The sequence below is a fragment of the Bacillus sp. TSO22 genome (genome assembly GCF_020223595.1).
Taxonomy (GTDB): domain Bacteria; phylum Bacillota; class Bacilli; order Bacillales; family Bacillaceae; genus Bacillus; species Bacillus inaquosorum.
Map to the genome: position 1 here is coordinate 1 of NZ_JAHAWO010000003.1, position 22,742 is coordinate 22,742.

Genomic DNA, 22,742 nt, shown 5'->3' on the forward strand with positions numbered 1-22,742 from the left:
AGCAAGCTCCCATCTGTCCGCTCGACTTGCATGTATTAGGCACGCCGCCAGCGTTCGTCCTGAGCCAGGATCAAACTCTCCGATAAAGTAGTTTGACTGACTACGCACATCGCTGTGCGATTTATTTTAAAAATGAATTAACAGGTACGTTTTGTCTTGTTTAGTTTTCAAAGATCATTTTTGTTCACTTCGTTCAAGCGACTTTATTATTATAACTCGTTGAACCAGTGAAGTCAATAACTTTTTTGAAGTTCTTTTTTTCGTTATCGCCTTGTTTAGCGGCAACGAATAATAATATACCACCTTGTAAATAATAGTGCAATAGTTTTTTTGAAGAAATACTTAGGAATTTAAAAAGAGCGGCATCCCTTCATAGAGAAAGGATGCCGCTCTTCTTTATTAGCGTTGTCTCATTTGCGGGAATAACAGCACATCGCGAATAGAAGGAGCATTCGTCAGAAGCATAACCAGACGGTCGATACCGATGCCTAAGCCTCCTGTTGGCGGCATACCGTATTCCAGAGCTTCAACAAAATCTTCATCCATTAGATGAGCTTCATCGTTACCAGCTTCACGCTCTTTTAATTGCGCTTCAAAGCGTTCTCTTTGATCAATAGGATCATTCAGCTCTGTAAACGCGTTTGCGTGTTCACGGCCAACGATAAACAGTTCAAAACGGTCTGTGAAGCGCGGGTCCTCTGGGTTTTTCTTAGCTAAAGGAGAAATTTCTACAGGATGTCCGTAAATAAACGTTGGCTGAATAAGCGTTTCTTCAATTTTTTGTTCGAAGAACTCGTTGATGATATGGCCTACTGTCATTGAGTCTTTAATCTCTACGCCATGTTCTTTTGCATATTCGCGCGCCTGCTCAACAGTAACCTCTTCCCAGAAATCAATACCAGTCGCTTCCTTGACTGCGTCAACCATATGGATTCTTTTCCACTCAGGTTTAAGATCGATTTGTTCATCCCCGTATTGGATCATAGTTGTTCCAAGCACTTCTTGGGCGATATGAGCAACAAGGTTTTCAGTTAAGCTCATGATATCTTTATAGTCTGCATACGCTTCATACAACTCAATCATCGTGAATTCAGGGTTATGGCGTGTAGAGACACCTTCATTACGGAAAACACGGCCGATTTCATATACTTTTTCTAAACCGCCGACGATCAGGCGTTTTAGGTGCAGTTCAATGGCAATACGCATATAGAGCGGAATATCTAACGCATTGTGATGGGTGATAAACGGACGTGCAGAAGCTCCCCCAGGAATGCTGTGCATTGTTGGTGTTTCTACTTCTAAGTATCCATGATCATCAAGGTATCTTCTCATAGCTTGAATGATCTTGCTGCGTGTAATGAACGTATGTTTGCTGTCTGGATTTACGATAAGATCCAGGTAGCGCTGACGGTAGCGCTGCTCAACGTCTTTTAAACCATGGTATTTGTCAGGCAGCGGACGTAGCGCTTTTGTCAGCAATTCAAAAGAAGTGGCTTTAACAGACAATTCGCCTACATTTGTTTTGAAGACTTTTCCGGTTACACCGATAAGATCACCGAGGTCAGAAGACTTGAAGATTTCATATTGGTCGTCACCGACACTGTCTTTTCTTACGTAGATTTGGATTTGGCCTTCTAAGTCCTGTAGATGCGCAAAGCCGGCTTTTCCTTTGCCGCGTTTTGTCATCATGCGGCCTGCGATTGTGACTTCAATTGCTTTTTCTTCTAACTCTTCTTTGGTTAGATCTTGATATGCCGAAATAACTTCCTGAGACTGATGAGTTCTTTCAAAACGTGCGCCGAACGGATCAATGCCGTTATCTCTCAGCTGATTCATTTTATCGCGTCTGACTTGCAGCTGGTCGTTCAATTCTTCATGGTTATGCTCTTCTTGACTCATTGTTATCACTCCATTACAGATATTGTTTCATGCAAAAAGCAGAAAAACTGCCAGCGCAAAACTGGCAGTGAGCAGCAAATAGAGGTTAGTATTATCCTACTTTTGCGTCTTGAAGCTCTTTTGCCTCAACTTCAACAGTAAATGCATCTAAAAGCTGTACAAGCTCTTCTCTTGTCTCGCAATGGTTGATTTCATTACGAACCTTTGCATTGCCTTTTACGCCTTTCAGATACCACGCAGCGTGTTTCCTCATTTCTCTTACCGCTACGTTTTCACCTTTTAAGTTAATCAGGCGGTCAAGATGCAGTTTGCATACCGCCATTTTTTCGCGTACTTGCGGCTCTTCTTTTAATTCGCCTGTTTCGAGGTATTGAACCGTACGGTAAATCATCCACGGATTGCCCAGTGCAGCGCGGCCGATCATAACACCGTCTACTCCTGTTTCCTCAAGCATGCGCTTAGCATCCTGCGGCGTCTTGACATCGCCGTTTCCGATAACCGGAATCGATACTGATTGTTTTACTTCTTTGATGATGTCCCAGTTTGCCGTTCCTTCGTACATCTGCACTCTTGTGCGGCCGTGAAGTGCAACTGCTTTTCCGCCCGCACGTTCTACAGCTTGTGCGTTTTTCACTGCAAAAATGTGGTCTTCATCCCAGCCCATTCTCATTTTCACTGTAACTGGTTTATCAACGGCATCCACTACTGCAGAAACCATTTCATAGATCTTATCTGGATCGAGAAGCCATTTCGCTCCCGCGTCACATTTTGTAATCTTTGGTACAGGACATCCCATATTAATATCAATAATGTCAGCAGTTGTGTTTTGATCTACAAACTTCGCCGCTTCCACAAGGGTTTCCTTTTTTCCACCGAAAATTTGAAGGCTAAGCGGTTTTTCACGTTCATCAATGTAAAGCATACCCATGGTTTTTGCATTGTTGTAAAGGATCGCTTTATCACTGACCATTTCAGCACATACCAATCCAGCTCCGAATTCCTTGACAGTCAATCTGAATGCTGAGTTGCAGACACCAGCCATTGGGGCAAGCACAACCCGGTTTTTCAATTGAATATCACCGATTTTAAACATTTTTTCCTCCTTTCATTTGTTATATTTTTCTGGCGGCGCTAATTCGTCCGCGCTTATATTTAAAACATCTGCTACACCTTGAATAATGGCAGCTGACGGCAATCGGTTTCCGCGTTCAATTTCGCCGAGAATAGAAACTGATATACCTAATGCTTTTGCAAATCCTTCTTGAGTATAACCTTTCAGCTTTCTGAATGCACGAATTCGTCTACCCCAGATTTCTGCTTCCATACTCTTACACCTTCTTGGTCTGTTTCCGCGCTTGTTGCCTCTTTTTCAACCTGCGGGCAAATCTCCGCAAGCGGTGCAAGGACAAACAAACGCTCATACATTCTCGGATGCGGAACAATTAGTTGCTCTGTTTCAATATTTTCACGATTAAACAGCAAAATGTCAAGGTCTGCCGTCCGCGGTCCCCATCTTACTTCCCTTGTTCTGCCTAAGTCACTTTCTATATGCTGCGTTAGTTCAAGGAGTTCAAAAGGATTCAGCGACGTCTTGATTTCAACAGCCATATTCAAAAATTCATTTTGGTCTTCGTATCCGACCGGGTCAGTTTCGTAAACGGACGACACTTTAGTGACTGTCACCGCATCATGCTGGTGCAGTAATGCCACTGCTTGCCTTAAATACGTTTCTCTATCTCCAATGTTAGATCCGAGTGCAATATAAGCTATGTTGTTCATGATTTTTTTCTCGTGATTTCGATTGCTACTGATTTATAGTGTCCGGGAATTGGCGGATCAGGCTTAATCACTTTCACAGTACATTGCTGCACCGGCTCAAATTTCTTAAGCACAGTGTCAGCAATACGTTCCGCCAGCGTTTCCACCAATTTCACAGGCTCCCCTTCTACGATATCTTTACATACGTGATAGAGCTCAGCATAGTTAATCGTTTGCTCAAGGTCGTCTGTTTGTCCGGCTTTACTTAAATCCAACTCAGCGGTTAAATCAACTTTAAACCGCTGTCCAAGCTTATTTTCTTCTTTGAACACACCGTGGTATCCGTAAAACTCCATGCCTTCTACATAGACTTTATCCATGGTGCACCCCTCCCTTATTCAGCATCGCGTCCATCATTTTCGCCATTCTGGCAATTTGTTTTACGTCATGGACCCTGACAATGTCACAGCCTTTTTGAATGCCGAGACACACGGTCGCACCTGTGCCCTCAGCCCGCTCTTCAGGCGGAAGATCCAGAACACGTCCGATGAATCTTTTTCGGGAGGTTGCGAGAAGAACCGGATATTCCAGTCCGCTGAAAATCTCAAGTTTGTTCATCACTGCCAAATTATCGTGATAGGTTTTTGCAAAACCGATACCGGGGTCAAGGATAATGTTCTTCTCCTCTACTCCGGCCTCAACAGCGATTTTTACACTCTCCATTAAGTCCGACAGCATATCCGGCAATAAGTCATTGTAATTTCTCTCTGGACGGTTATGCATGAGAACAATTGGAACATTGTGTTCTGCTGCAACGGAAGCCATCTTAGGATCATGTTTCGCTCCCCAAATATCATTGATAATGGATGCGCCGGCTTTCACAGCTTCATCTGCTACAGAAGCCTTGTACGTATCTACAGAAATCGGGACGCCTAATTCTTTTGTGATCCGCTCAATTACCGGAATCACTCTGGACATCTCCTCATCCTCTGACACATACTCAGCGCCAGGCCTTGTCGATTCTCCTCCGATATCAATGATATGAGCGCCGTCATCGATCATCTCTTTCGCGTGCAGCAGCGCCTTGTCCAAGCTGTCATATTTTCCGCCGTCTGAGAAAGAGTCAGGCGTTACGTTTAAAATCCCCATCACCAATGTCTTCTCTTTATATGATAAAGCGCTGGGCTTGGTGTGGATTACTTGTGTTTGGTCTATCGTTTGCTGCGCCATTCTCTTCCTCCCTTTTCATGAATCATGTTCTTTATTTCTTTTTTGTATAGCGTTTGAAGAGCAGAGGCTGCTTCTCCGCTTTGGCCTGCATAGTTTACTGCTTCTATTTTAGTAAACGGGATGATCTCAAGAACCGAGTTCGTCATCCACGCTTCGTCAGCTGTCAAAAGAGCTTCGAGCTCGTATCGGCCCGTTTTGAGTTCCAGTCCTATTTTCTTTGCATTTTCCATGACAAAACGTCTCGTGACACCGTCCAGAATGCCGGTGTCGAGCGATGGAGTATAGATGCAGCTGCCTTTTCTCCAGAAAACATTTGATATGATGCCCTCCGCAACAGCTCCATCCTCAGTTAAGAAAATCCCTTCGACACCCGGATCATTTCCGATTTCCCGTTTCGCATACATATTATTTAAATAATGATGAGATTTTAATCGGAACGGTCCCTCTGGTGTGTTTCTCGGTATCGATAATACCTTTCCTTCTTTTTGCAAAGGAAGACTTTCTGGTTTCAGCTGGTTCACAAAGCATAAAACAGTCGGCTTATCGTATGTCTGGGCGACAAAGCCTTTATCGCTGAATCCTGCTGATATGTCCAGCCTGACGCGCGCATTGCCATCCTTTATATCATTCAGCCAAAGCAGCTTGTCCAGCATCTCGAGGATCTCATCCTTTGAAACAGTATATTCGATTTGCAGATCCTTAAGCGCACGTTCAAGCCTTTCTATATGCCAATCAAGCAAAAATGGGCAGCCTTCGTAGAGCCTGAAGGTTTCAAAAATACCGATCCCATATAAAAATCCATGGTCAAAAGGAGAAAGAACTGCATCTTTCTCCTCTATATACCGGCCGTTAACATATATCATCACGCAATAGCTTCCTTGCGGTATGTCTCAATGAAATTTCTGAGCATTTCTTTCCCAAAGGAGGTCATAATAGACTCTGGGTGAAATTGCACGCCCTCTATCGGGAGGTCATTGTGGCGAATGGCCATGATTTCTCCTTCTTTCGTTTGTGCTGTTACTGTAAAACAGCTTGGCAGCGTCTCAGGTTTTACGATCAGCGAGTGGTAACGAGTCGCGACAAGGGGATTTTTCAGTCCTTCGAAGATCGTCTTGCCGTCATGCTTGATATCAGAGGTTTTCCCGTGCATAAGCCGCTCTGCCCTAACGACGTCACCACCAAACACTTGTGCGATGGACTGATGTCCGAGGCATACACCAAAAATGGGAATTTTGCCTGCGAAATGTTTAATTGCTTCAAGGCTGATCCCTGCCTCATCAGGACTGCATGGTCCAGGTGATATCATCAGAAAATCAGGAGAAAGCTCTTCGATTTCTTCGATCGTGATGTCATCATTGCGTTTCACAATCAGTTCTTCCCCAAGCTCGCCCAAATACTGCACCAAGTTGTACGTGAATGAATCGTAGTTATCAATCATTAAAATCATTTCTCCGCTCACCTCATCTAATTTTTGTCTCTTCTTTGCTCAGCTCTAACGCCTTTTGCATCGCAAAAGCTTTTTTGAATGATTCTCTGTATTCGTGCTTTGGAACAGAATCAATCACAACTCCTGCGCCGGATTGCATAAATGCCTGCCCTCCGGTTGCATAAATGGTTCGAATTACGATATTAAACTGCAGATCGTGATTATATCCAAACCATCCTATAGATCCAGTATAAAGCCCGCGGCGTGTCGGCTCAAGTTCTTCTATAATTTCCATCGTTCTTACTTTGGGAGCACCTGTAATGGTTCCTCCGGGAAATACAGCATGAATAATATCTACAGCATCATACCCATCCTGTAATTCACCTTGGACGTTAGACACAATGTGCATCACATGCGAGTATTTTTCAATTGCCATGAATTCGTTCACGCGCACAGACCCGTAACGTGATACTCTTCCCAGATCATTTCGCTCAAGGTCAACCAGCATGACATGTTCAGCGCGTTCTTTTTCATTGTGGATCAATTCGTTTGCGAGCGCCTCGTCTTCTTCATCAGTTTTCCCTCTGGAACGAGTGCCTGCAATCGGTCTCGTCTCTAATCGTTTGCCCTTTTTGCTGACAAGAAGTTCAGGTGATCCGCAAATGATTTGGAAATCAGGTGTTTCTAAATAGGCCATATACGGAGAAGGATTTACTTCTCTCAGTGTTTTGTATATTTGATATGGATGGGCAGACAGTGACTGTGACTGTCTTAATGATAGATTGACTTGAAACACATCTCCGCTGGCAATGTATTGTTTGATTTTCTCTACAGCTTGTGAGAATCCGTCCTCAGTAAATGGTGCCGCGAAGGAACCTTCTGTTTCATGCTTCATCTCTCTCGAAGGGACAGCAGGAAGCTCAGTCAGCCACATCCGCTCCAGCTCAGATAGCTTCACCTCCGCAGATTCCTGATCAGAACCATTAACATGAGTAATCAGCCACAGAGTCTCTTCTTGATGGTCATAAACTGCTATATCATCAAAAACAAGAAAATAAATATCCGGTGTTTCCAGATCATCTAATGAGAGCATTTTAAAGTTTTCAATGTAACGTGCGTAATCATAGCTGAGAAAACCGATTGCCCCGCCTTGAAAATCCGGAAGCTCATGATCTGTTTCTGTTTCCAGCGTTTTAAACCAGCTGTGGAAGGCACGTAATGGATCACCTTCTTGAAACAGCATCTCATCACCATGCTTAATAGTGGTGATTCCGTCTTTTCCTTTTACAGTCGCAATTGGATCAAGACCGGCTATAGTGTATCTGCCGCCTCTTGCACTTTCAAGCAGTACATGCTGTTTTTTGGATTGCGCAAGTTTCTCAAATTGTTGTAAGAATGAATCTTTTTGAAAAGGTACTTTTTTGCCTGCCGGTCTGCGTTGTGCCATTTATATCATTCCTCTATTTTCTTTTTTGCTTGTTTTTTATTGTAAAGCAATCTTGTTAGTGAAAAAAGTGAATTTCTCTTCCAAGAATAACATTCGTCGCAGACACGGCATATTTGATGCACGAATATAAAAAAACTCCCGGCGGACCGGGAGTTTTGCTTTTTTAATCGAATTGATACAGCGGCGTGCTCAGATAACGTTCGCCGTTACTTGGAATGATGGCCAAAACTTTTTTGCCTTTTCCGAGTTTTTTCGCTACTTGAAGAGCAGCATAAATTGCCGCACCTGATGAGATGCCTCCGAGAATTCCTTCTTCACGTGCAGCTCTGCGCGCATATTCAAATGCTTCTTCATTCTTCACAGGGAAGATTTCATCGTATACTTCAGTGTTTAAGATGTCCGGCACAAATCCAGCTCCGATTCCCTGAATTTTGTGGGGGCCTGGTTTTCCTCCTGCAAGCACTGGAGAGTCTGACGGTTCAACAGCGTATATTTTGATAGAAGGGTATGCTTCCTTCAGAACTTCGCCCGCTCCTGTAATCGTTCCGCCTGTTCCGATCCCGGCTACAAATGCATCAACCTGGTCATCACCGAATTGCTCAACGATTTCTTTACCCGTTGTTTGGCGGTGGATTTCTGGGTTAGAAGGGTTGTTAAACTGCTGAGGCACAAAGTATCCGTGCTTTTCAGCAAGCTCTTCCGCTTTCTTAATGGCGCCTTTCATGCCTTCCGCACCAGGAGTCAGCACAAGCTCAGCACCGTACGCGCGAAGAAGGTTGCGGCGCTCCATGCTCATTGTATCAGGCATAACCAAAATGGCTTTTAATCCTTTAGCAGCTGCAACCATCGCAAGCCCGATTCCAGTATTTCCGCTTGTCGGTTCAATGATTGTATCACCGGCTTTTAATTTTCCTTCTTTTTCAGCGGCTTCAATCATGGCTAAACCGATACGGTCTTTTACACTGCTTCCAGGGTTCATGTATTCAAGCTTTAGATATACATCCGCACTGTTTTCATCTGAGCGATTTAATTTAACGATTGGCGTATTCCCAATTAATTCAGTAATGGAGTTTGCTACACGTACCATTCTCGACACCTCAATTTCCGACTATTTGTATTGGTATTATGTATATAATCTATCAATTTCAAAATTTTTTGTCAATCACTTAGTACTTTTTTCCCCATAAAACCAAGATACATCGGCTTCTTTCCAAAGCGTTTTGACTGTAGCTTTATCGCCTAACTGATCCATTGCGATTTGCCGTCTGATCTGATCCTTTACTTCAGCATATGAGAATGTCCTTGCCTTTAGCTTTTCTTTCAGCTGAATCACGGCATATCCGTTACTGACCTTTATCGGTTCTTCAGACCATTCATCCTCATTGAGTGTTTTTGCTTCTTCAATGTATGCTGACGGAATGTTGTCTGATGCTTCTGTGACAAAACCTAAATCTCCGCCATATGGCGATGTATATCTGTCTGTAGACCTTTCCGCTGCGACAGCTTCAAAGCTTGAGCCGCCTTCAAGTTCTTTCAAGACTTCTCTCGCTTCTTCTTCATCTTTTACAACAATGTGCCGAATTCGATACGAATCATCAAACTGATACAGTTCTTTATTTTTATTATAGAATGATTTCATTTCACTGTTTGAGATATCAATATCCCTTGTTAACAACTCTTCAAGGAGGATATTATAACGAATTTGGTCTTTCCACTCCTTCTCAGTTGTATGTTCGTCTTCGTAAAAAGAATTGTTGACCGCTTTAATCAGCAAAAACTCACGATCAATTTCGCTTTTAGACACTTTGAGATCGTTCTTTTTGGCGAGCTGCTCAACGACTCGGACATTGATCATATCTTCAAGTGTCGACTTTCCATATTGATCTTCCATTTCTTTCAGCCATTCTTCTCTTGTCACGCTTTTGCCTCCGATCGTCGCAATAGACTCACCGGACGGCGATGCGCCTGCCTGGGATTTCGTCAGCGTATATGCAACAGCAATACAGCAAACCAACAGCGCCCCTAAAATAACGGTCCAGATTGTTCTTGATTTCAAACCTGCTTTCAGCCCCTTTTCTCAAATTAAAAAAACCCGCTAAAGAGCTTAGCGGGTAGTTTGGTCACGAAGCCCTTCCAGCTCTTCTTTTGTAAATAAGTACTTTTCATTACAAAAATGGCATACTGCTTCGGCTTGTCCATCTTCTTCTATCATATCTTGAATTTCTTTTTTGCCTAGTCCTAAAATGGCTGTTTCGAAACGTTCTTTTGAACAAGGGCAATGGAACCTGACAGGCATCGTTTCCAAAATCTCAGGCTTCTCGCCTAGGACTTCTTCCAGAATTTCTTCTGGTGTAAGCCCTTTTTGGATGAGCTTAGAAATCGGCTCTACTTGAGATAGACGCTGTTCAATTTTTGTGATCGTTTCATCGTCTGTTCCCGGCATAAGCTGAATAATAAAGCCTCCTGCCGCAAGAATGGTATTGTCAGGATTCACGAGCACACCTACGCCCACCGACGAAGGAACCTGCTCCGAAGACACAAGATAGTAGGTGAAATCATCGCCCAATTCTCCTGAAACAATTTCTACTTGTCCTGTGAAGAACTCGCGCAACCCTAAATCTTTTACGACACTTAACGTTCCGCTTGTACCAACGGCACGTCTGACATCAAGCTTGCCTTGTTCATTTAAATCAAAATGAACTTGCGGGTTAGAGACGTATGCTCTGACTTCCCCTTTTGCATTGGCATCAGCCACAATTGCTCCGATCGGACCTCCGCCTTCGATTTTCACTGTCAGCTTATCATCGCCCTTCAGCATAGCGCCGAGCATAAGCGAAGCTGTCATTGTGCGGCCCAGTGCAGCGGATGCTGTCGGCCACGTACCATGGCGTCTTTGTCCCTCACTTACCATATCAGTTGTTCTCGCTGCATAAGCGCGAACTTTTCCGTCATACGCAAGTGCTTTTACTAAATAATCCATTACAAAACCTCCTATACACTTCCTACGCGGTTTCGTTCATAAATCAATTCCAGCCCTTTTAGGGTTAAGAATGGATCAACGATGTCTATACAATCTGATTCGTTTGCAATGAGCGGCGCAAGGCCTCCTGTCGCAATGACCTTTGGTTCCTGTTTTGCCTGCCATTTCATTCGCTTGACGATTCCTTCCACTTGACCGACATAGCCAAATAAAATTCCAGATTGCATCGCGCTTACAGTGTTTTTTCCGATAATATTGTCAGGCCGGGTGATTTCAATACGCGGAAGCTTTGCCGCACGCGAGTAAAGCGCCTCTGTCGAAATCGTAATCCCAGGAGCAATCGCTCCGCCCATGTATTGTTTGTTTTCATCAATATAGCAGTATGTTGTGGCAGTTCCGAAATCGACAACAATTAATGGATTGCCGTATAAGTGTATCGCAGCGACAGCATTTACGATTCTGTCTGCTCCCACTTCTTTCGGATTGTCATATTTTATATTTAAACCGGTTTTCATACCCGGACCGACAATTTGCGGTTCGATATGAAAGTATTTTGTGCACATTCTTTCTAATGCAAACATAATTGGCGGCACTACTGATGAAATAATAATGCCATCTATCTGTTCAAACATGAGCCCAGAGTGCTCGAATAAAGAGCGTAAAATCATCCCAAACTCATCTTCTGTTTTATGCCTGCTTGTTTCTATACGCCAGTGATATTCTAATTTTCCCTCATGATATACACCAAGTACAGTATTGGTGTTCCCCACATCAATAACCAGTAACAACCTCTATCACCACTTTTGAATAGTTTCTCTATATTACTTTTACAAACATTCTACAATACCATACACGATCAGCGGCTCATTTGTAAACAAATCGATATCAGAATTGGATGATTGCAAAAGCGGCTGCCGAGGCATGATTTACACAAAAAAAACTGCCAGCGTCAGCCGGCAGTTTTTAGATAGAAAGCGAATTACTCTTTTGTATCGTCTTTCTTTTCTTCTGTTTTTGTCAGAATGTTTACTTTCACATCATCGTTCTTTTCATCATCAGAGAAATTGCGTTCAGGCAATGTTCCATGATCAACAAGGTGTTTGATTTGTTCAGCGTCAAGTGTTTCAACTTTCAGAAGCGTTTGAGCAATCAATTCAAGCTTGTCACGATTTTCAGTCAGGATTTGTTTCGCACGCTCATAACATTCTTTGATGATGCGCTGAATTTCCTGATCAATTTCGTAAGCGATTTGATCACTGTAGTTTTGTTCATTGTTGAAATCACGGCCTAAGAATACCTGACCACCCTGAGACTGTCCAAATTGCAACGGTCCCAGTTTTTCTGACATACCGAATTCTGTAACCATTCGTCTTGCAATATTCGTCGCACGCTGGAAGTCATTGTGCGCTCCTGTGCTGACTTCACCGAAGATAATTTCTTCAGCGACACGTCCGCCCAAGAGACCGACAATTTTATCAAGCAGTTCCGGCTTTGTCTGGAAGTAACGGTCTTCTCTTGGAAGCATAACTGCATAACCGCCAGCCTGGCCCCGAGGAACAATCGTTACTTTATGAACCATATCAGCCTCATCTAAAACGAGTCCGATAACGGTGTGTCCGCCTTCGTGATAAGCCACGATATTGCGTTCTTTCTTGGAGATGACGCGGCTCTTCTTAGCAGGTCCGGCAATGACACGGTCCGTCGCTTCGTCAATATCACGCGCATCGATTTTTTTCTTGTTTTGACGAGCCGCCACAAGAGCAGCTTCATTCAATAGATTTTCTAAGTCCGCGCCTGAGAAGCCTGGTGTTCTCATGGCAATTGATTTCAGGTTAACCGTTTCATCCAGCGGTTTGTTTCTCGCATGGACTTTCAATACAGCTTCACGGCCAATGACATCTGGGCGGTCCACTGTGATCTGACGGTCAAAACGTCCCGGACGAAGTAAGGCTGGGTCCAAGATGTCCGCACGGTTCGTCGCAGCAATGATGATGATTCCTTCATTGGCGCTGAATCCGTCCATTTCAACAAGCAATTGGTTAAGCGTCTGTTCACGTTCATCGTGTCCGCCGCCGAGACCCGCTCCACGCTGGCGTCCGACTGCGTCAATTTCGTCAATGAAGATCAAACAAGGCGCATTCTTTTTCGCATTTTCAAACAAGTCACGTACACGGGAAGCACCGACACCTACAAACATCTCAACGAAATCAGATCCGCTGATGCTGAAGAAAGGAACGCCAGCTTCACCTGCACAAGCTTTTGCCAGCAATGTTTTACCGGTACCCGGAGGTCCGACTAAAAGCACGCCTTTAGGTATTCTTGCGCCAAGCTCGGCAAACTTGCGGGGATCTTTAAGAAACTCAACAACTTCAACGAGTTCTTGTTTTTCTTCGTCAGCCCCTGCAACGTCTTTAAATTTGACACGTTTCTTTTCCTCTGTATACAGCTTCGCCTTGCTCTTACCAAAGTTCATGACACGGCTGCCACCGCCTTGAGCCTGATTGAGCAGGAAGAAAAACAGAATAAAGATAATGACAAAAGGGATGATGGTCGTCAGGAACGTCACCCATCCGCTTGTTTCTTGAGCGGGCTCAACCTTTACGTCTGTCTTTTTCAAAGCATTAAATATCTGGTCTGCTCCCTTTCCTTCAGGAACATGAGTCAAAAAGTATTGATCTTTGTCGTAATTTTTCAGCTGTCCTTTTACCTCATAAACACCTCTGACAGGCTGAACCGATACGCTATCAACTTTCCCGTCATCCAGGTTTTTGATAAACGTACTGTACGACATATTTTCTGTTTTCGGATTTGAGGTCTGGAAGTAGCTCACAACCCCGATTACTACTAATAAAATAAGTAAATAAAAAATGGTATTACGGAAGACCCGATTCATTCCTTACCTCCTCCCACAGTAAGCACAACTATGTTCAATAGTACCATAGAAAATCATTCCAATACAAACAATAACCATCTCGGAAGCAGGCTGCCGATCAGCTTTCATAAACTGCCGGTTTTAACACTCCGATATAAGGCAGATTGCGATAGCGCTCAGCATAATCAAGTCCGTAACCCACTACAAACGCGTCAGGAACTTCAAAGCCTACAAAGTCTGCTTTGATGTCTGCTTTTCTTCCGCTCGGTTTATCCAAAAGGGTAACAATCTTAATTGATTTTGCTTTACGGTATCGGAAGAGCTCTACTAGATAACTTAAGGTTAACCCACTGTCGATGATATCTTCAATAATTAAGATGTCCCGGCCCTCTACAGATGTATCCAAATCTTTAATGATTTTTACTTCTCCAGAAGAAACCGTAGAATTTCCGTAGCTTGATACATCCATGAAATCCATTTCCAAATATGTATCAATATGCTTGATAAGATCCGCCATAAAAGGAAGTGCTCCTTTTAACACACCGATTGCCAACGGAAATGTATCTTGATACTCGCTCGTTAATTCTGTGCCTAACTCTTTTACTTTCTCTTGTATCTCTTCCTCTGAGATCAGTACTTTCTCGATATCATGTTTCATCATGATTTTGCTTGCCCCCTACACTTTTCATGCTGTCTATATTGTAATACAATGCGGTCGCTGTTTGGAATCACAAGATCTTCAAAAATTGATTTTTTCAAGCCCGGTATCCAGATAATTTCACCGCTTGCATCCGTTACAATCGGCCAGTTGTCTCTTTCTCGGAGAGGCAATTTCTTATCAATAAATATATCCTTTACCTTTTTCGAGCCGTTCATCCCTTTTAGTTTGATCCGGTCTCCAGCTTTTCTTGTCCGGATCGTTAAGGGAAATCGCACCTTTTTTTCACTTGTAATAAAAACAGCATTCCCATGTTCTTCAGGCAAATCCGCATAATGCTTTGCCTCTATCAGAAATCCATTGGGGAGCACTGCCGTTTCATCAGCAGCTCCGCTTATTTGGTATTCAAAGGGAACATTTTTGCACTGCCATTGTTCAAATGTAAACAAACATGTCTGATATGATTTGACCACCTTCAGCCCTTTTGGAAAGTCCAATACTCCTGAAGGACTGCCCTTTTCCGCCCAATCAAGAAACTGCTGAATATGATGAGCTGAAAAGGATGATGGAACGTTTTCATAAAGATAGTTTAATATTAGTTGAACTCCTCTTCTTTGTAAAGGCATCGGGAGGGCAAGCAATTGAGAGGAATTGATTTCAACTGATGTATTAGACTGGCTTGTGATTACTTTATTCATTTCGTCTTTCGTTAATGACTGTAAGAATTGCTCATCTTCCGTCAGTGCCTCACTCACTTTCTGAAACCTTTTATGCACATCCGGTGATTCCTGTTTCAAAAATGGTAGCACTGTTTTTCTGAACCTGTTTCTTGTGTAATCATCTTTAGCGTTGCTTTCATCCGTCCGGTAGCTCAAGCCGTTTTCACGGCAATAGTGAAGGATCTCTTCCTTTGTAATGGTTAAGAACGGCCTGATGATCCGCCCTGTCCCAAAACGTCTGACCGGCTGCATTCCTGCAAGTCCTGCTCCAAGCGTGCCCTTAGCCAGTCTCATAAGCATCGTTTCAACTTGGTCATCACCATGATGCGCAAGCGCCAGATAGTCCGCTTGATGCTTCAACATGATTTCCTCAAAAAACTGATAGCGGCAATCACGTGCTGCAGCCTGCTTATTGAGACCTTTTTCCTCTGCATAAGCGGTTACATTGATTTGAGCCGTTTCGCATGCGAGCTGTTCAGCCTTACAATAAGCTTGGACAAAACGCATGTCCTCCTCGGATTCCGTGCCCCTGAACCGATGGTCAACGTGAGCCGCAATAATATTTGCTGAACGGCCGCATAACGTATGCAGCGCGTGAAGAAGAGCCATTGAGTCCGGACCGCCGGAAACGCCTACAATGATTGTCGCCCCTTTTAATGCAAGATGATGTTTGCTAAAAAAATCTTTGACACTTTTCACAATGTCCTCCTCACAATGAGCAGGTATTTTAAAGATATTCATATCCTATCACTTTCAATCCTTCCAAGCAAAGAAGAAGCATAGGCTTTGCAGTTTGTGCCATTCAGATTAAGAAAAAGATAATGTAGGCGAAATAAAGCGCTAAAACGCTGATCACGATAAGCGTTGTTTCAAATAATCCGCCCGACTTAGCCGCCTTTTGTTTAGGGGCGTATCGAGTCTTCGTTACTTTTCCCTGGCGCGGTTTCTGCTGTCTTTGTCTTGTAGCAGGCTGCGGTGGTGCTTTTGCAGCTTGTTTTCTTTGTACTGCCTTTTGCCCCGCGTCGAGCATATCCTTCTTCATTTCATCTGCGGATTGATAATCTCCGTTCAATGCTGACAAAAGCACTTTTTTATACTTTTGCAGCAGCGGGTTTCCTTCGATTAGAGACCTAAGCTGTTCCTTAGGCTGGTTTGTTTTCTTGAATTCTTTTTTATGCACACTGTTGATCATAATCATGGCAACTGCGAACAGATCATAGGATGGCTCTGCTTTTCTTGTTCCATACCCCCAATAGCCTCTGTCGTAAAACTCCGTATACTCTTTTATCGCCCGACCTTCCTTTGTCGTGCCGCCTACATCAATGCAGCGGATTCTTGCGGGTGGACCGGTTACAATCAGATTATCAGGTTTAAGATCGCCGAATATCCATCCTTGCTGGTGAAGTACAGATAAGCTGGATAACAGCTGAATCATCAATACCGGTATCCATTCTGCTCCTTTATCACTGACATACTTCAAAAGCAGCGGGCCTTTTATGTATTCCATTGCATAAAATGAAACTTTCGTATTGGCACTGGGAATATAGGCATCATCCGTATCAAAAAAAGAAGGCCCCATCGTAACGGACTGGGCCTTTGAGAAAGATTTCAAGACATTCACTTCAGAAGTAATAGACAGGCTGTCATCACTCACCTTTAAGGCAACATGTCCATCTGATGCTTCTGCCAAATACACAATTCCATTGGCCCCTTTTCCAAGCTGTTTACGCAATGTATAAGTGTTTCCATTCCACTTGCCTTTGATTGTCGTACCCGGCTTGAGGCTACATGCCAAACTCGTCAAAGCGTCGTTCATCATCTGCCAGCATGCTCCTTCTTGAGCGGATTTTTTCAAATTGCATTGTCGCTTCACGTATCGCCGGACCTGTTGGCGTGATGCCGCCTGTCGAAAGCTTTGCAAAGAGAGTGGAAAGAGATTGCAGCTTCGGTGTCCAGTTCAGCACAAGCTCGACCTCTTGTTTTTTCCCGGGAAATATACACATCGCAAATTCGTTATTCCCGATTCGGGAATTGAGACTGACAGACAAATCAATCAGCGCCTCTTTTACTGTAGGGAGCTTAGGCGCCATACTTGCGCTTGTATCAACAAGAACCAAAACCTGAAGATGCACCGTTTCTCCAAGCTCGTCTACCACTTCCATGACTTCGCCGCGTTTTTCCGGAGAAAGCTCCTCCATTTCCACATTCTTTCCGAGAATCTGTTTCAGCTCTTGATTGACTACCCCTTGTAAGGTTTGCGTCATTGCTTTTTTTGTTACCATCTGAACGGTTTGCGAAAGCTGAGATGCATAAACGACCTGATGCACGCCGCCTCCGGCAAGCGCAATCCCTTCGACTTCCTTCATTGCCTCAGGGTCAATTTGGTTTTCTTCCATTATACCTATGACATTTACCGTAATCCCCTGCTCTTTAGCAAAAGCAGCCATTGCAAGCGGGTCTTCCCCATGATTCGAGCAGCCATCCGTTATCAGCAAAATTTGATTTAAATGTCCGTTATTCACATTCATTCCTCCTGGAGAATACGAGGATTCTCAGATTCCTATATTCCCATCTTCGCCAGAAGAAATTTGATTTATACGGAAGCGTTATGAAATTTCTTGTTTAGTTTGAAAGATTGCCGGAACAGGAATGGATGCCCACTTCGGTGTGTTGTGGTCAATCCGGACGACAACAACTGTCATGTCATCTTCAATTTGGCCGGATCTCGTGCGGATGACTTCCTCCATGAGCAAATCAGCAATCTCCTGCGGGTCATTTGTTTTTAATCCTTTCATTTTTCGTTTCATCCATAAGTCATGATTTTCTACATGCTTAGGCCCCTCAAAAATGCCGTCACTCATCATAATCAAGAGGTCACCCGCTTTCAGCTGCTCACTCACAACCTCCACATCAAATTCATTAATTATACCGATTGGCAGATTGCTCGCTTGAACTTTCATTACCTGGTCTCCCCGTTTGATAAAGCTAGGCGTCGATCCGACCTTCAAAAATTTACAGCTGGCATCTTGAAGATCGATAATAGATAGGTCAAGCGTGGAATATATCTCATCAGTTGTCCTTAGGGACAGTATACTGTTGATCGTTTTAATTGCTATTTTTTCATCAATGCCCGATTCAAGGATTTTCTCAAGAAGCTTGATCGTTTCATTGCTTTCGAAGTGCGCCCTTGCGCCATTGCCCATTCCATCACTGATTGCCGCAGCATATTTTCTAGCTCCTAGCTCCATCATGCTGTAGCTGTCGCCCGAGACAAGGCCGCCGCCCTTCGCAGCGTGAGCCGCACCTGTAGACACCCTGTATGATTTGGTTGACCCAAAGGCAACATGACTGTATCCACTCGGATGCGGAGAGTGCTGTTCAGCTTTCACAAGAATTTGTTCTTCGAGAATGTCAGAAAGCATAGGGGCAATGATTTTTTCACTTTCTCCATGTCCGCTGAACGGAATGGTCATTTCGATATCGATATTTCCTTGTTCAAGACTATATATCTCCACATGCTGAATCTCGATTCCGAAATGCTGAAGGGCCTCTATGATTTGCTCTTCCTGCAGAAAGTGCTGTTCTCGCTCTCTTTTTATTTCCCGAGAAAAGTCTGCCATGACTTCAGAAACACCTAAAAGCTGTTCAGCAACAAGACGCCTGCTGTCTTGGACTTTTTTCTTAAGCGTCAAATGGGCATGATGATGTGCGAGTTCATCCTCAATCAGCTCTTCAACCTGCTTTGATTTAGAGCAATGCTGATGAAACTCTTTTTTCAGCCTTCGGTTTGATGCATATTCTTTTTCTTCTGTTTCAAGCATAACTTGTTTCATTAAGTCATATGTTTTATCAAAGTTCTGTACCCAGCACCTGTTTTTCTTGTAGCACGTCTGACAGGAATGCTCCGTGATCTTGCTTAAAAACAGATCAACTTCGCTGTCATCTGTCTGTTCGTCTGATGCTTGATAAAAGGTTGCAAAGCTTTCAGACAGCGCGTGAAATACATTGGAGAACTGGTCTACTTTCTGAGCAGTGACATCTCTGATTTTCCTTGCATATTGCTGCTGCTCTTGAAGATGCTCCACAGTTCCCGGAATATATCTCGCCACTTTTTTAGTAATTGATTGAGGTGTAAGCAAAAACAGGCCGACTGCGATTAATGACTCATAGAGCGTTGTCATCAGACCGGCAGAGCCTTCACCATATAAAGAAATAAGAAGTGATCCAACGATCAGTCCGATTGCTGCGCCCGCTTTTTTCCCTTCCTTCAGTAAACCGCCTAATAAACCGGAAAAAGCGAGCAAACTCATTTGATAAAGATTTCCGATATTCGCCAAGCCAAGAATCAGACCGGTCACGACACCAACTGTACAGCCAATGCTTGCTCCGCCAATAAAGGAAAAACTCAATACAACATAACGAGCCAGTATATGCTCTGCCTGCATCCCTTGGTAGGACAAGCCCGCAAGCCCCGTCAAAACGGAAGCAATAAGTATCATAAAGCAAATGATTTCTTCTATTTTTAAAGATTGTTTTACTTTTTTCACAGTGAAAATCGGAAGGCTCTGAAGGAAAATCAGCGTCAAAATAAAGGATAGTCCGGCTTCTACAACAGCCATCACATAATCATAGGTTGTAAACGTGCCATTTTGAGCGTAAACAAATCCAGCTCTTGCTGCAGCCATGGAGAAAAACACGACAATCGGGAGTGCTTTCACGCGATCGTCGGTGATGAAGGCGGCCACTTTAGAAAATACGAAGAATGCCAGCAATGCCGCTAGTATGAGCAATGAGTGCTTCGGAGAAATGGTCAGCGCACCTGCAAGCACAGCCAAAACCGCATAAAGCGCCTTGTCTCTTCTGATGAGGAGCATCGCCCCAAAGAAAGGAAGTGCAAAAGGAAGCACCTCGGATAATATGAAAGCCCGTCCAAGCAAAAATCCGATGACGACATAAATGAATCCTTTATAGAAAAACAGTGAATGCAAATGATGAGTCACCAGCTTCGTGCCCCTGTTAAAAAACGATTGGAGTTTTTCCAAAGCTTGTCCCGCCATTGGCCCGTTCACTCTTCTTTCTGCTTTTTCCATTCCTCTCATCTCCCACCTGTTATATTCGTTGCCTGTCATTATAGCGAAAGCACAGATAGGATTTTGTCAAAAGAAGGTAACAATACCAAAGAAACCTTCGACGGTTTCTGCCTTGATATTCGGTTATCAAAAGAATTTCTGGAATGTTGTCTAAAAATGAAAAAAATCGGCTTCTGCAAGAGAAACCGATTTTTTAGGATGACCCGTACGGGATTCGAACCCGTGTTACCGCCGTGAAAGGGCGGTGTCTTAACCGCTTGACCAACGGGCCAAACAAATATGGTAGCGGCGGAGGGGATCGAACCCCCGACCTCACGGGTATGAACCGTACGCTCTAGCCAGCTGAGCTACACCGCCATATTGTTTGGTGCTTCTAAGCACAAGTTATATAATACAAAGGTTTGTCCTTTTCGTCAACAGAAACTTTAATGTTATAATTTTCTGACTTTTAAAGTGAAAGAGGATAACAAAAAAAGCATCCGTCGGGATGAACGGATGCTTCATTTATTTATAGAAAGCAGCAAGTTATCCTCTTCTTGCTCCGCGCCCTCCACGTTTTGATTCCGTATTGCGTTTTAAAGATGACAAGCGATCTTCGCTGTCTTTTAAAAACTTATTCATTTTCTGTTCAAAAGATTCTTTCGGACGGAAATCATTTCTAGGTCTGGCTTGCGGACGGTCTTTAGCTTTTTTAATAGATAAACCAATTTTCCCGTCTTTTTCAACGTTGATGACTTTCACTTCAACTTGGTCGCCGACTTTTAAGTGATCGTTAATGTCTTTGACATAGTTATCAGCTACCTCACTGATGTGAACGAGACCGGTTGAGCCTCCAGGCAATTCAACAAATGCTCCAAAATTTGTAATACCTGTTATTTTCCCTTGCAACTTGCTGCCAACTTCAATCGACATAAAAAAAGTGCTCCTCCTTAGGCTTATAAAAAGATCGTTTGCTTAATTATACCTAAATAAAAATTTAAGTGTCAACAAGGCTACTTGCTCTTCTTCTCCACATTGAAGATAATTTCTCCGTCTCCAGACATGAATAAGTCCCTTCTGGCAAGCTCTGTGACGTAATCCTCATCCTTCAATTTGGATATTTCTTCTTTTAAATCTGCTTGTTTTGTCTTTAAACTTTTCAGTTCTTTTTCAAGCTGTTCCTTCTTTTCTTCTTTTGCGCTAAGGGAAGATGTTTGGGACCATACAGAGCTTGCCAGCACAATTGCCGTCAGGAATACTAGGGCGCCAAATACAGTCAACCGTCTGTACAGCCCTTTGCGTCTTCTTTTCTTCAGCTGATTCTGCCGCTCTACTTGTTCTTTATAGTCGTTTTGTATTTCAGTTATCGTTCGTTCTCTGGAAAAATTCAAACCAGACGGTCCTCCTTTCATCTCTTCAAAAAACGTGTAATGGTCGTTCTTATGGTTACCAATAGTTTCTTCTTCTTTTTGAGAAATCCTGCACCTTTTTCAAAATAACGTCTAAAAGTTAGACGCATCTTTTCAGGAAGAAGTTTCAAACATTGTTTTGCGATAAAACGGATCGGAAAACACAGAACCATGGCTATTTTATATAGACACAACAAGAGAAAAACGATCAAGCGGTATATTTTCTTTACTAAAAACGCCGCCAGCCAGATGATCGCTCCGCATGTCCACACAATAGGACGAAATAACACGTGCTGAACGAGTTTTTTGAAGAATTGATAAACAGAAACAACAAGGTAAATGCCGAATTTCAGTATTTTTATATAGATTCGTTTGCAAAGGCTCTGATACGTCGCAACGCCCAGCAGAACCGCTAAAAAGATGTACAGCCTGAATTCTCCCTCATTTACATGAAGCAAGACATAAAAGAAAAGCAGCCCTTGCACAATCCAGAAAAGAATATCATGAATAAATAATAGCCATCTGGCTGTTTTGGCACGAATGACAAAGAGCCGGTATGTATCAAGCGACGCCCCAAGCCAGAGGCCCATACCGGACATCGCCAGCATTGTATAGAATTGTGTCGTCAGCGTCATTTAAACAACTTGCTAAAAAACCCTTTAGCTTTATCCCCTTGTTGTTCGTCTAAGTACACTAAATCAAATACCCTGCCTTTAATGGAAACAATCCCTTTTTCCACATCTAAATTTTTCATCTGCAGGTTTTGGCCTCTGACTGAGAGCATTCCCATCACAGTTTCCAGCAGGAATTCTTCATTATCAAAGCTCTCCACTTGCTTAACTCCAGAAATATCTAAATGCTTCCGGCCTTTCATTGTCACATCATGCTGTTCCGGAACAGACGAAGAACCTTTTTGCTCATAATATGAATTCATCTATTCAGCCCCCATATCCTCGATACTTTTAGCATTATTACTGCATTGTATGAGGCGGGGGATTTTTTTAGAACAAGCCTATTCGCCGAGTTTTTCTTCCTTTAGGATCGTATACATGTTTGCAGCTTCTTCTTTTTTCGTCGTGTCTTTCAACTCATTGACTTGAACCGTTACAAGCTTTTGGCCGAAGCGGACCGTTAGTTCATCCCCCGGTTTTACGTCAGAGCTTGCTTTAGCCTGGTTTCCGTTAATAGAGATGCGTCCCTGGTCAGCTACTTCCTTTGCTAGTGTACGTCGTTTAATCAGCCGTGATACTTTCAAAAATTTATCTAATCTCATAT

The 22,742-nt window shown here is 43.3% G+C and carries 24 protein-coding genes, 2 tRNA genes and 1 rRNA gene; all 27 read right to left on the reverse strand.

The features are described from left to right. Positions 1-86: ribosomal RNA gene (locus tag KHQ79_RS04655) — 16S ribosomal RNA — on the reverse strand; the annotation flags it as partial. 313 nt (positions 87-399) lie between these two features. Next, a complete protein-coding gene (lysS, locus tag KHQ79_RS04660) occupies positions 400-1,899 on the reverse strand; it encodes a lysine--tRNA ligase (RefSeq protein ID WP_225514276.1) in 1,500 nt (499 codons plus the stop codon). Between the two features lie 91 nt (positions 1,900-1,990). Beyond that, complete coding sequence (gene dusB / locus KHQ79_RS04665; protein WP_003242073.1) at positions 1,991-2,992, reverse strand: tRNA dihydrouridine synthase DusB; 1,002 nt, start codon at positions 2,990-2,992, stop codon at positions 1,991-1,993. Between the two features lie 12 nt (positions 2,993-3,004). Further along, the gene (locus KHQ79_RS04670; protein ID WP_003242076.1) at positions 3,005-3,223 is read right to left on the reverse strand and encodes a helix-turn-helix domain-containing protein; all 219 of its coding nucleotides are present in this window, start codon (positions 3,221-3,223) and stop codon (positions 3,005-3,007) included. Then, complete coding sequence (gene folK, locus KHQ79_RS04675) at positions 3,175-3,678, reverse strand: 2-amino-4-hydroxy-6-hydroxymethyldihydropteridine diphosphokinase (RefSeq protein ID WP_225514277.1); 504 nt, start codon at positions 3,676-3,678, stop codon at positions 3,175-3,177. The genes KHQ79_RS04670 and folK overlap by 49 nt, the downstream gene beginning before the upstream one ends. Continuing rightward, a complete protein-coding gene (gene folB / locus KHQ79_RS04680) occupies positions 3,675-4,037 on the reverse strand; it encodes a dihydroneopterin aldolase (RefSeq protein ID WP_225514278.1) in 363 nt (120 codons plus the stop codon). Before folB ends, folK begins: the two co-directional genes overlap by 4 nt. Further along, positions 4,030-4,887, reverse strand: coding sequence for a dihydropteroate synthase (gene folP / locus KHQ79_RS04685; RefSeq protein WP_225514279.1), 858 nt, complete (start codon positions 4,885-4,887; stop codon positions 4,030-4,032). Before folP ends, folB begins: the two co-directional genes overlap by 8 nt. Further along, entirely contained in the window at positions 4,869-5,750 is an 882-nt protein-coding gene (gene pabC / locus KHQ79_RS04690) for an aminodeoxychorismate lyase (RefSeq protein ID WP_225514291.1), read from the reverse strand. The genes folP and pabC overlap by 19 nt, the downstream gene beginning before the upstream one ends. Beyond that, the gene (pabA, locus tag KHQ79_RS04695) at positions 5,750-6,334 is read right to left on the reverse strand and encodes an aminodeoxychorismate/anthranilate synthase component II (RefSeq protein ID WP_225514280.1); all 585 of its coding nucleotides are present in this window, start codon (positions 6,332-6,334) and stop codon (positions 5,750-5,752) included. Before pabA ends, pabC begins: the two co-directional genes overlap by 1 nt. Positions 6,335-6,347: 13 nt before the next feature. After that, the gene (locus KHQ79_RS04700) at positions 6,348-7,760 is read right to left on the reverse strand and encodes an anthranilate synthase component I family protein (RefSeq protein ID WP_084995333.1); all 1,413 of its coding nucleotides are present in this window, start codon (positions 7,758-7,760) and stop codon (positions 6,348-6,350) included. 163 nt (positions 7,761-7,923) lie between these two features. Then, positions 7,924-8,847 (reverse strand): cysteine synthase A, encoded by a 924-nt coding sequence (gene cysK, locus KHQ79_RS04705; protein WP_225514281.1) that lies wholly within the window; start codon positions 8,845-8,847, stop codon positions 7,924-7,926. A 75-nt stretch (positions 8,848-8,922) separates the two neighbouring features. Continuing rightward, on the reverse strand, positions 8,923-9,816 hold the full coding sequence (locus KHQ79_RS04710; RefSeq protein ID WP_060397779.1) for a peptidyl-prolyl cis-trans isomerase: 894 nt from the start codon (positions 9,814-9,816) through the stop codon (positions 8,923-8,925). Between the two features lie 48 nt (positions 9,817-9,864). After that, a complete protein-coding gene (hslO, locus tag KHQ79_RS04715; RefSeq protein WP_003242095.1) occupies positions 9,865-10,740 on the reverse strand; it encodes a redox-regulated molecular chaperone HslO in 876 nt (291 codons plus the stop codon). An 11-nt stretch (positions 10,741-10,751) separates the two neighbouring features. Then, positions 10,752-11,528 (reverse strand): type III pantothenate kinase, encoded by a 777-nt coding sequence (locus tag KHQ79_RS04720; protein WP_003242097.1) that lies wholly within the window; start codon positions 11,526-11,528, stop codon positions 10,752-10,754. 191 nt (positions 11,529-11,719) lie between these two features. Continuing rightward, positions 11,720-13,633, reverse strand: coding sequence for an ATP-dependent zinc metalloprotease FtsH (ftsH, locus tag KHQ79_RS04725; RefSeq protein WP_003242099.1), 1,914 nt, complete (start codon positions 13,631-13,633; stop codon positions 11,720-11,722). A 97-nt stretch (positions 13,634-13,730) separates the two neighbouring features. After that, complete coding sequence (gene hpt / locus KHQ79_RS04730; RefSeq protein WP_003218388.1) at positions 13,731-14,273, reverse strand: hypoxanthine phosphoribosyltransferase; 543 nt, start codon at positions 14,271-14,273, stop codon at positions 13,731-13,733. Further along, complete coding sequence (gene tilS, locus KHQ79_RS04735; RefSeq protein WP_003242103.1) at positions 14,270-15,688, reverse strand: tRNA lysidine(34) synthetase TilS; 1,419 nt, start codon at positions 15,686-15,688, stop codon at positions 14,270-14,272. Before tilS ends, hpt begins: the two co-directional genes overlap by 4 nt. A 103-nt stretch (positions 15,689-15,791) precedes the next feature. Continuing rightward, positions 15,792-16,808, reverse strand: a complete 1,017-nt coding sequence (prkT, locus tag KHQ79_RS04740) for a protein kinase domain-containing protein (protein ID WP_225514282.1) — start codon at positions 16,806-16,808, stop codon at positions 15,792-15,794. After that, entirely contained in the window at positions 16,774-17,511 is a 738-nt protein-coding gene (locus KHQ79_RS04745) for a vWA domain-containing protein (RefSeq protein WP_003242107.1), read from the reverse strand. The genes prkT and KHQ79_RS04745 overlap by 35 nt, the downstream gene beginning before the upstream one ends. Before the next feature lie 84 nt (positions 17,512-17,595). After that, positions 17,596-20,079 carry a stage II sporulation protein E gene (gene spoIIE, locus KHQ79_RS04750; protein WP_133489363.1) on the reverse strand — a complete coding sequence of 828 codons (2,484 nt, stop codon included), beginning with the start codon at positions 20,077-20,079 and terminating at the stop codon, positions 17,596-17,598. Between the two features lie 199 nt (positions 20,080-20,278). Next, positions 20,279-20,350: transfer RNA gene (locus tag KHQ79_RS04755), tRNA-Glu, on the reverse strand. Between the two features lie 9 nt (positions 20,351-20,359). Beyond that, positions 20,360-20,436, reverse strand: a tRNA-Met gene (locus tag KHQ79_RS04760). Positions 20,437-20,604: 168 nt separating this feature from the next. Then, the gene (locus KHQ79_RS04765; RefSeq protein WP_003218379.1) at positions 20,605-20,991 is read right to left on the reverse strand and encodes a S1 domain-containing RNA-binding protein; all 387 of its coding nucleotides are present in this window, start codon (positions 20,989-20,991) and stop codon (positions 20,605-20,607) included. A gap of 80 nt (positions 20,992-21,071) precedes the next feature. Beyond that, a complete protein-coding gene (divIC, locus tag KHQ79_RS04770; protein WP_003242110.1) occupies positions 21,072-21,449 on the reverse strand; it encodes a cell division protein DivIC in 378 nt (125 codons plus the stop codon). A 17-nt stretch (positions 21,450-21,466) separates the two neighbouring features. Further along, complete coding sequence (gene yabQ / locus KHQ79_RS04775; RefSeq protein ID WP_003242112.1) at positions 21,467-22,102, reverse strand: spore cortex biosynthesis protein YabQ; 636 nt, start codon at positions 22,100-22,102, stop codon at positions 21,467-21,469. Then, positions 22,099-22,401, reverse strand: coding sequence for a sporulation protein YabP (gene yabP / locus KHQ79_RS04780; protein ID WP_003242114.1), 303 nt, complete (start codon positions 22,399-22,401; stop codon positions 22,099-22,101). The genes yabQ and yabP overlap by 4 nt, the downstream gene beginning before the upstream one ends. A 78-nt stretch (positions 22,402-22,479) precedes the next feature. Further along, the gene (locus KHQ79_RS04785; RefSeq protein ID WP_003226716.1) at positions 22,480-22,740 is read right to left on the reverse strand and encodes an RNA-binding S4 domain-containing protein; all 261 of its coding nucleotides are present in this window, start codon (positions 22,738-22,740) and stop codon (positions 22,480-22,482) included. Positions 22,741-22,742 lie beyond the last annotated feature (2 nt).

What these genes read in the sequence shown, in the direction of transcription:
- lysS (WP_225514276.1), bottom strand. Translation starts at nt 1,899, where the DNA reads ATGAGTCAAGAAGAGCATAACCATGAAGAATTGAACGACCAGCTGCAA.
- dusB (WP_003242073.1), bottom strand. Translation starts at nt 2,992, where the DNA reads ATGTTTAAAATCGGTGATATTCAATTGAAAAACCGGGTTGTGCTTGCC.
- KHQ79_RS04670 (WP_003242076.1), bottom strand. Translation starts at nt 3,223, where the DNA reads ATGGAAGCAGAAATCTGGGGTAGACGAATTCGTGCATTCAGAAAGCTG.
- folK (WP_225514277.1), bottom strand. Translation starts at nt 3,678, where the DNA reads ATGAACAACATAGCTTATATTGCACTCGGATCTAACATTGGAGATAGA.
- folB (WP_225514278.1), bottom strand. Translation starts at nt 4,037, where the DNA reads ATGGATAAAGTCTATGTAGAAGGCATGGAGTTTTACGGATACCACGGT.
- folP (WP_225514279.1), bottom strand. Translation starts at nt 4,887, where the DNA reads ATGGCGCAGCAAACGATAGACCAAACACAAGTAATCCACACCAAGCCC.
- pabC (WP_225514291.1), bottom strand. Translation starts at nt 5,750, where the DNA reads ATGATATATGTTAACGGCCGGTATATAGAGGAGAAAGATGCAGTTCTT.
- pabA (WP_225514280.1), bottom strand. Translation starts at nt 6,334, where the DNA reads ATGATTTTAATGATTGATAACTACGATTCATTCACGTACAACTTGGTG.
- KHQ79_RS04700 (WP_084995333.1), bottom strand. Translation starts at nt 7,760, where the DNA reads ATGGCACAACGCAGACCGGCAGGCAAAAAAGTACCTTTTCAAAAAGAT.
- cysK (WP_225514281.1), bottom strand. Translation starts at nt 8,847, where the DNA reads ATGGTACGTGTAGCAAACTCCATTACTGAATTAATTGGGAATACGCCA.
- hslO (WP_003242095.1), bottom strand. Translation starts at nt 10,740, where the DNA reads ATGGATTATTTAGTAAAAGCACTTGCGTATGACGGAAAAGTTCGCGCT.
- ftsH (WP_003242099.1), bottom strand. Translation starts at nt 13,633, where the DNA reads ATGAATCGGGTCTTCCGTAATACCATTTTTTATTTACTTATTTTATTA.
- hpt (WP_003218388.1), bottom strand. Translation starts at nt 14,273, where the DNA reads ATGATGAAACATGATATCGAGAAAGTACTGATCTCAGAGGAAGAGATA.
- prkT (WP_225514282.1), bottom strand. Translation starts at nt 16,808, where the DNA reads ATGATGAACGACGCTTTGACGAGTTTGGCATGTAGCCTCAAGCCGGGT.
- spoIIE (WP_133489363.1), bottom strand. Translation starts at nt 20,079, where the DNA reads ATGGAAAAAGCAGAAAGAAGAGTGAACGGGCCAATGGCGGGACAAGCT.
- KHQ79_RS04765 (WP_003218379.1), bottom strand. Translation starts at nt 20,991, where the DNA reads ATGTCGATTGAAGTTGGCAGCAAGTTGCAAGGGAAAATAACAGGTATT.
- yabQ (WP_003242112.1), bottom strand. Translation starts at nt 22,102, where the DNA reads ATGACGCTGACGACACAATTCTATACAATGCTGGCGATGTCCGGTATG.
- yabP (WP_003242114.1), bottom strand. Translation starts at nt 22,401, where the DNA reads ATGAATTCATATTATGAGCAAAAAGGTTCTTCGTCTGTTCCGGAACAG.
- KHQ79_RS04785 (WP_003226716.1), bottom strand. Translation starts at nt 22,740, where the DNA reads ATGAGATTAGATAAATTTTTGAAAGTATCACGGCTGATTAAACGACGT.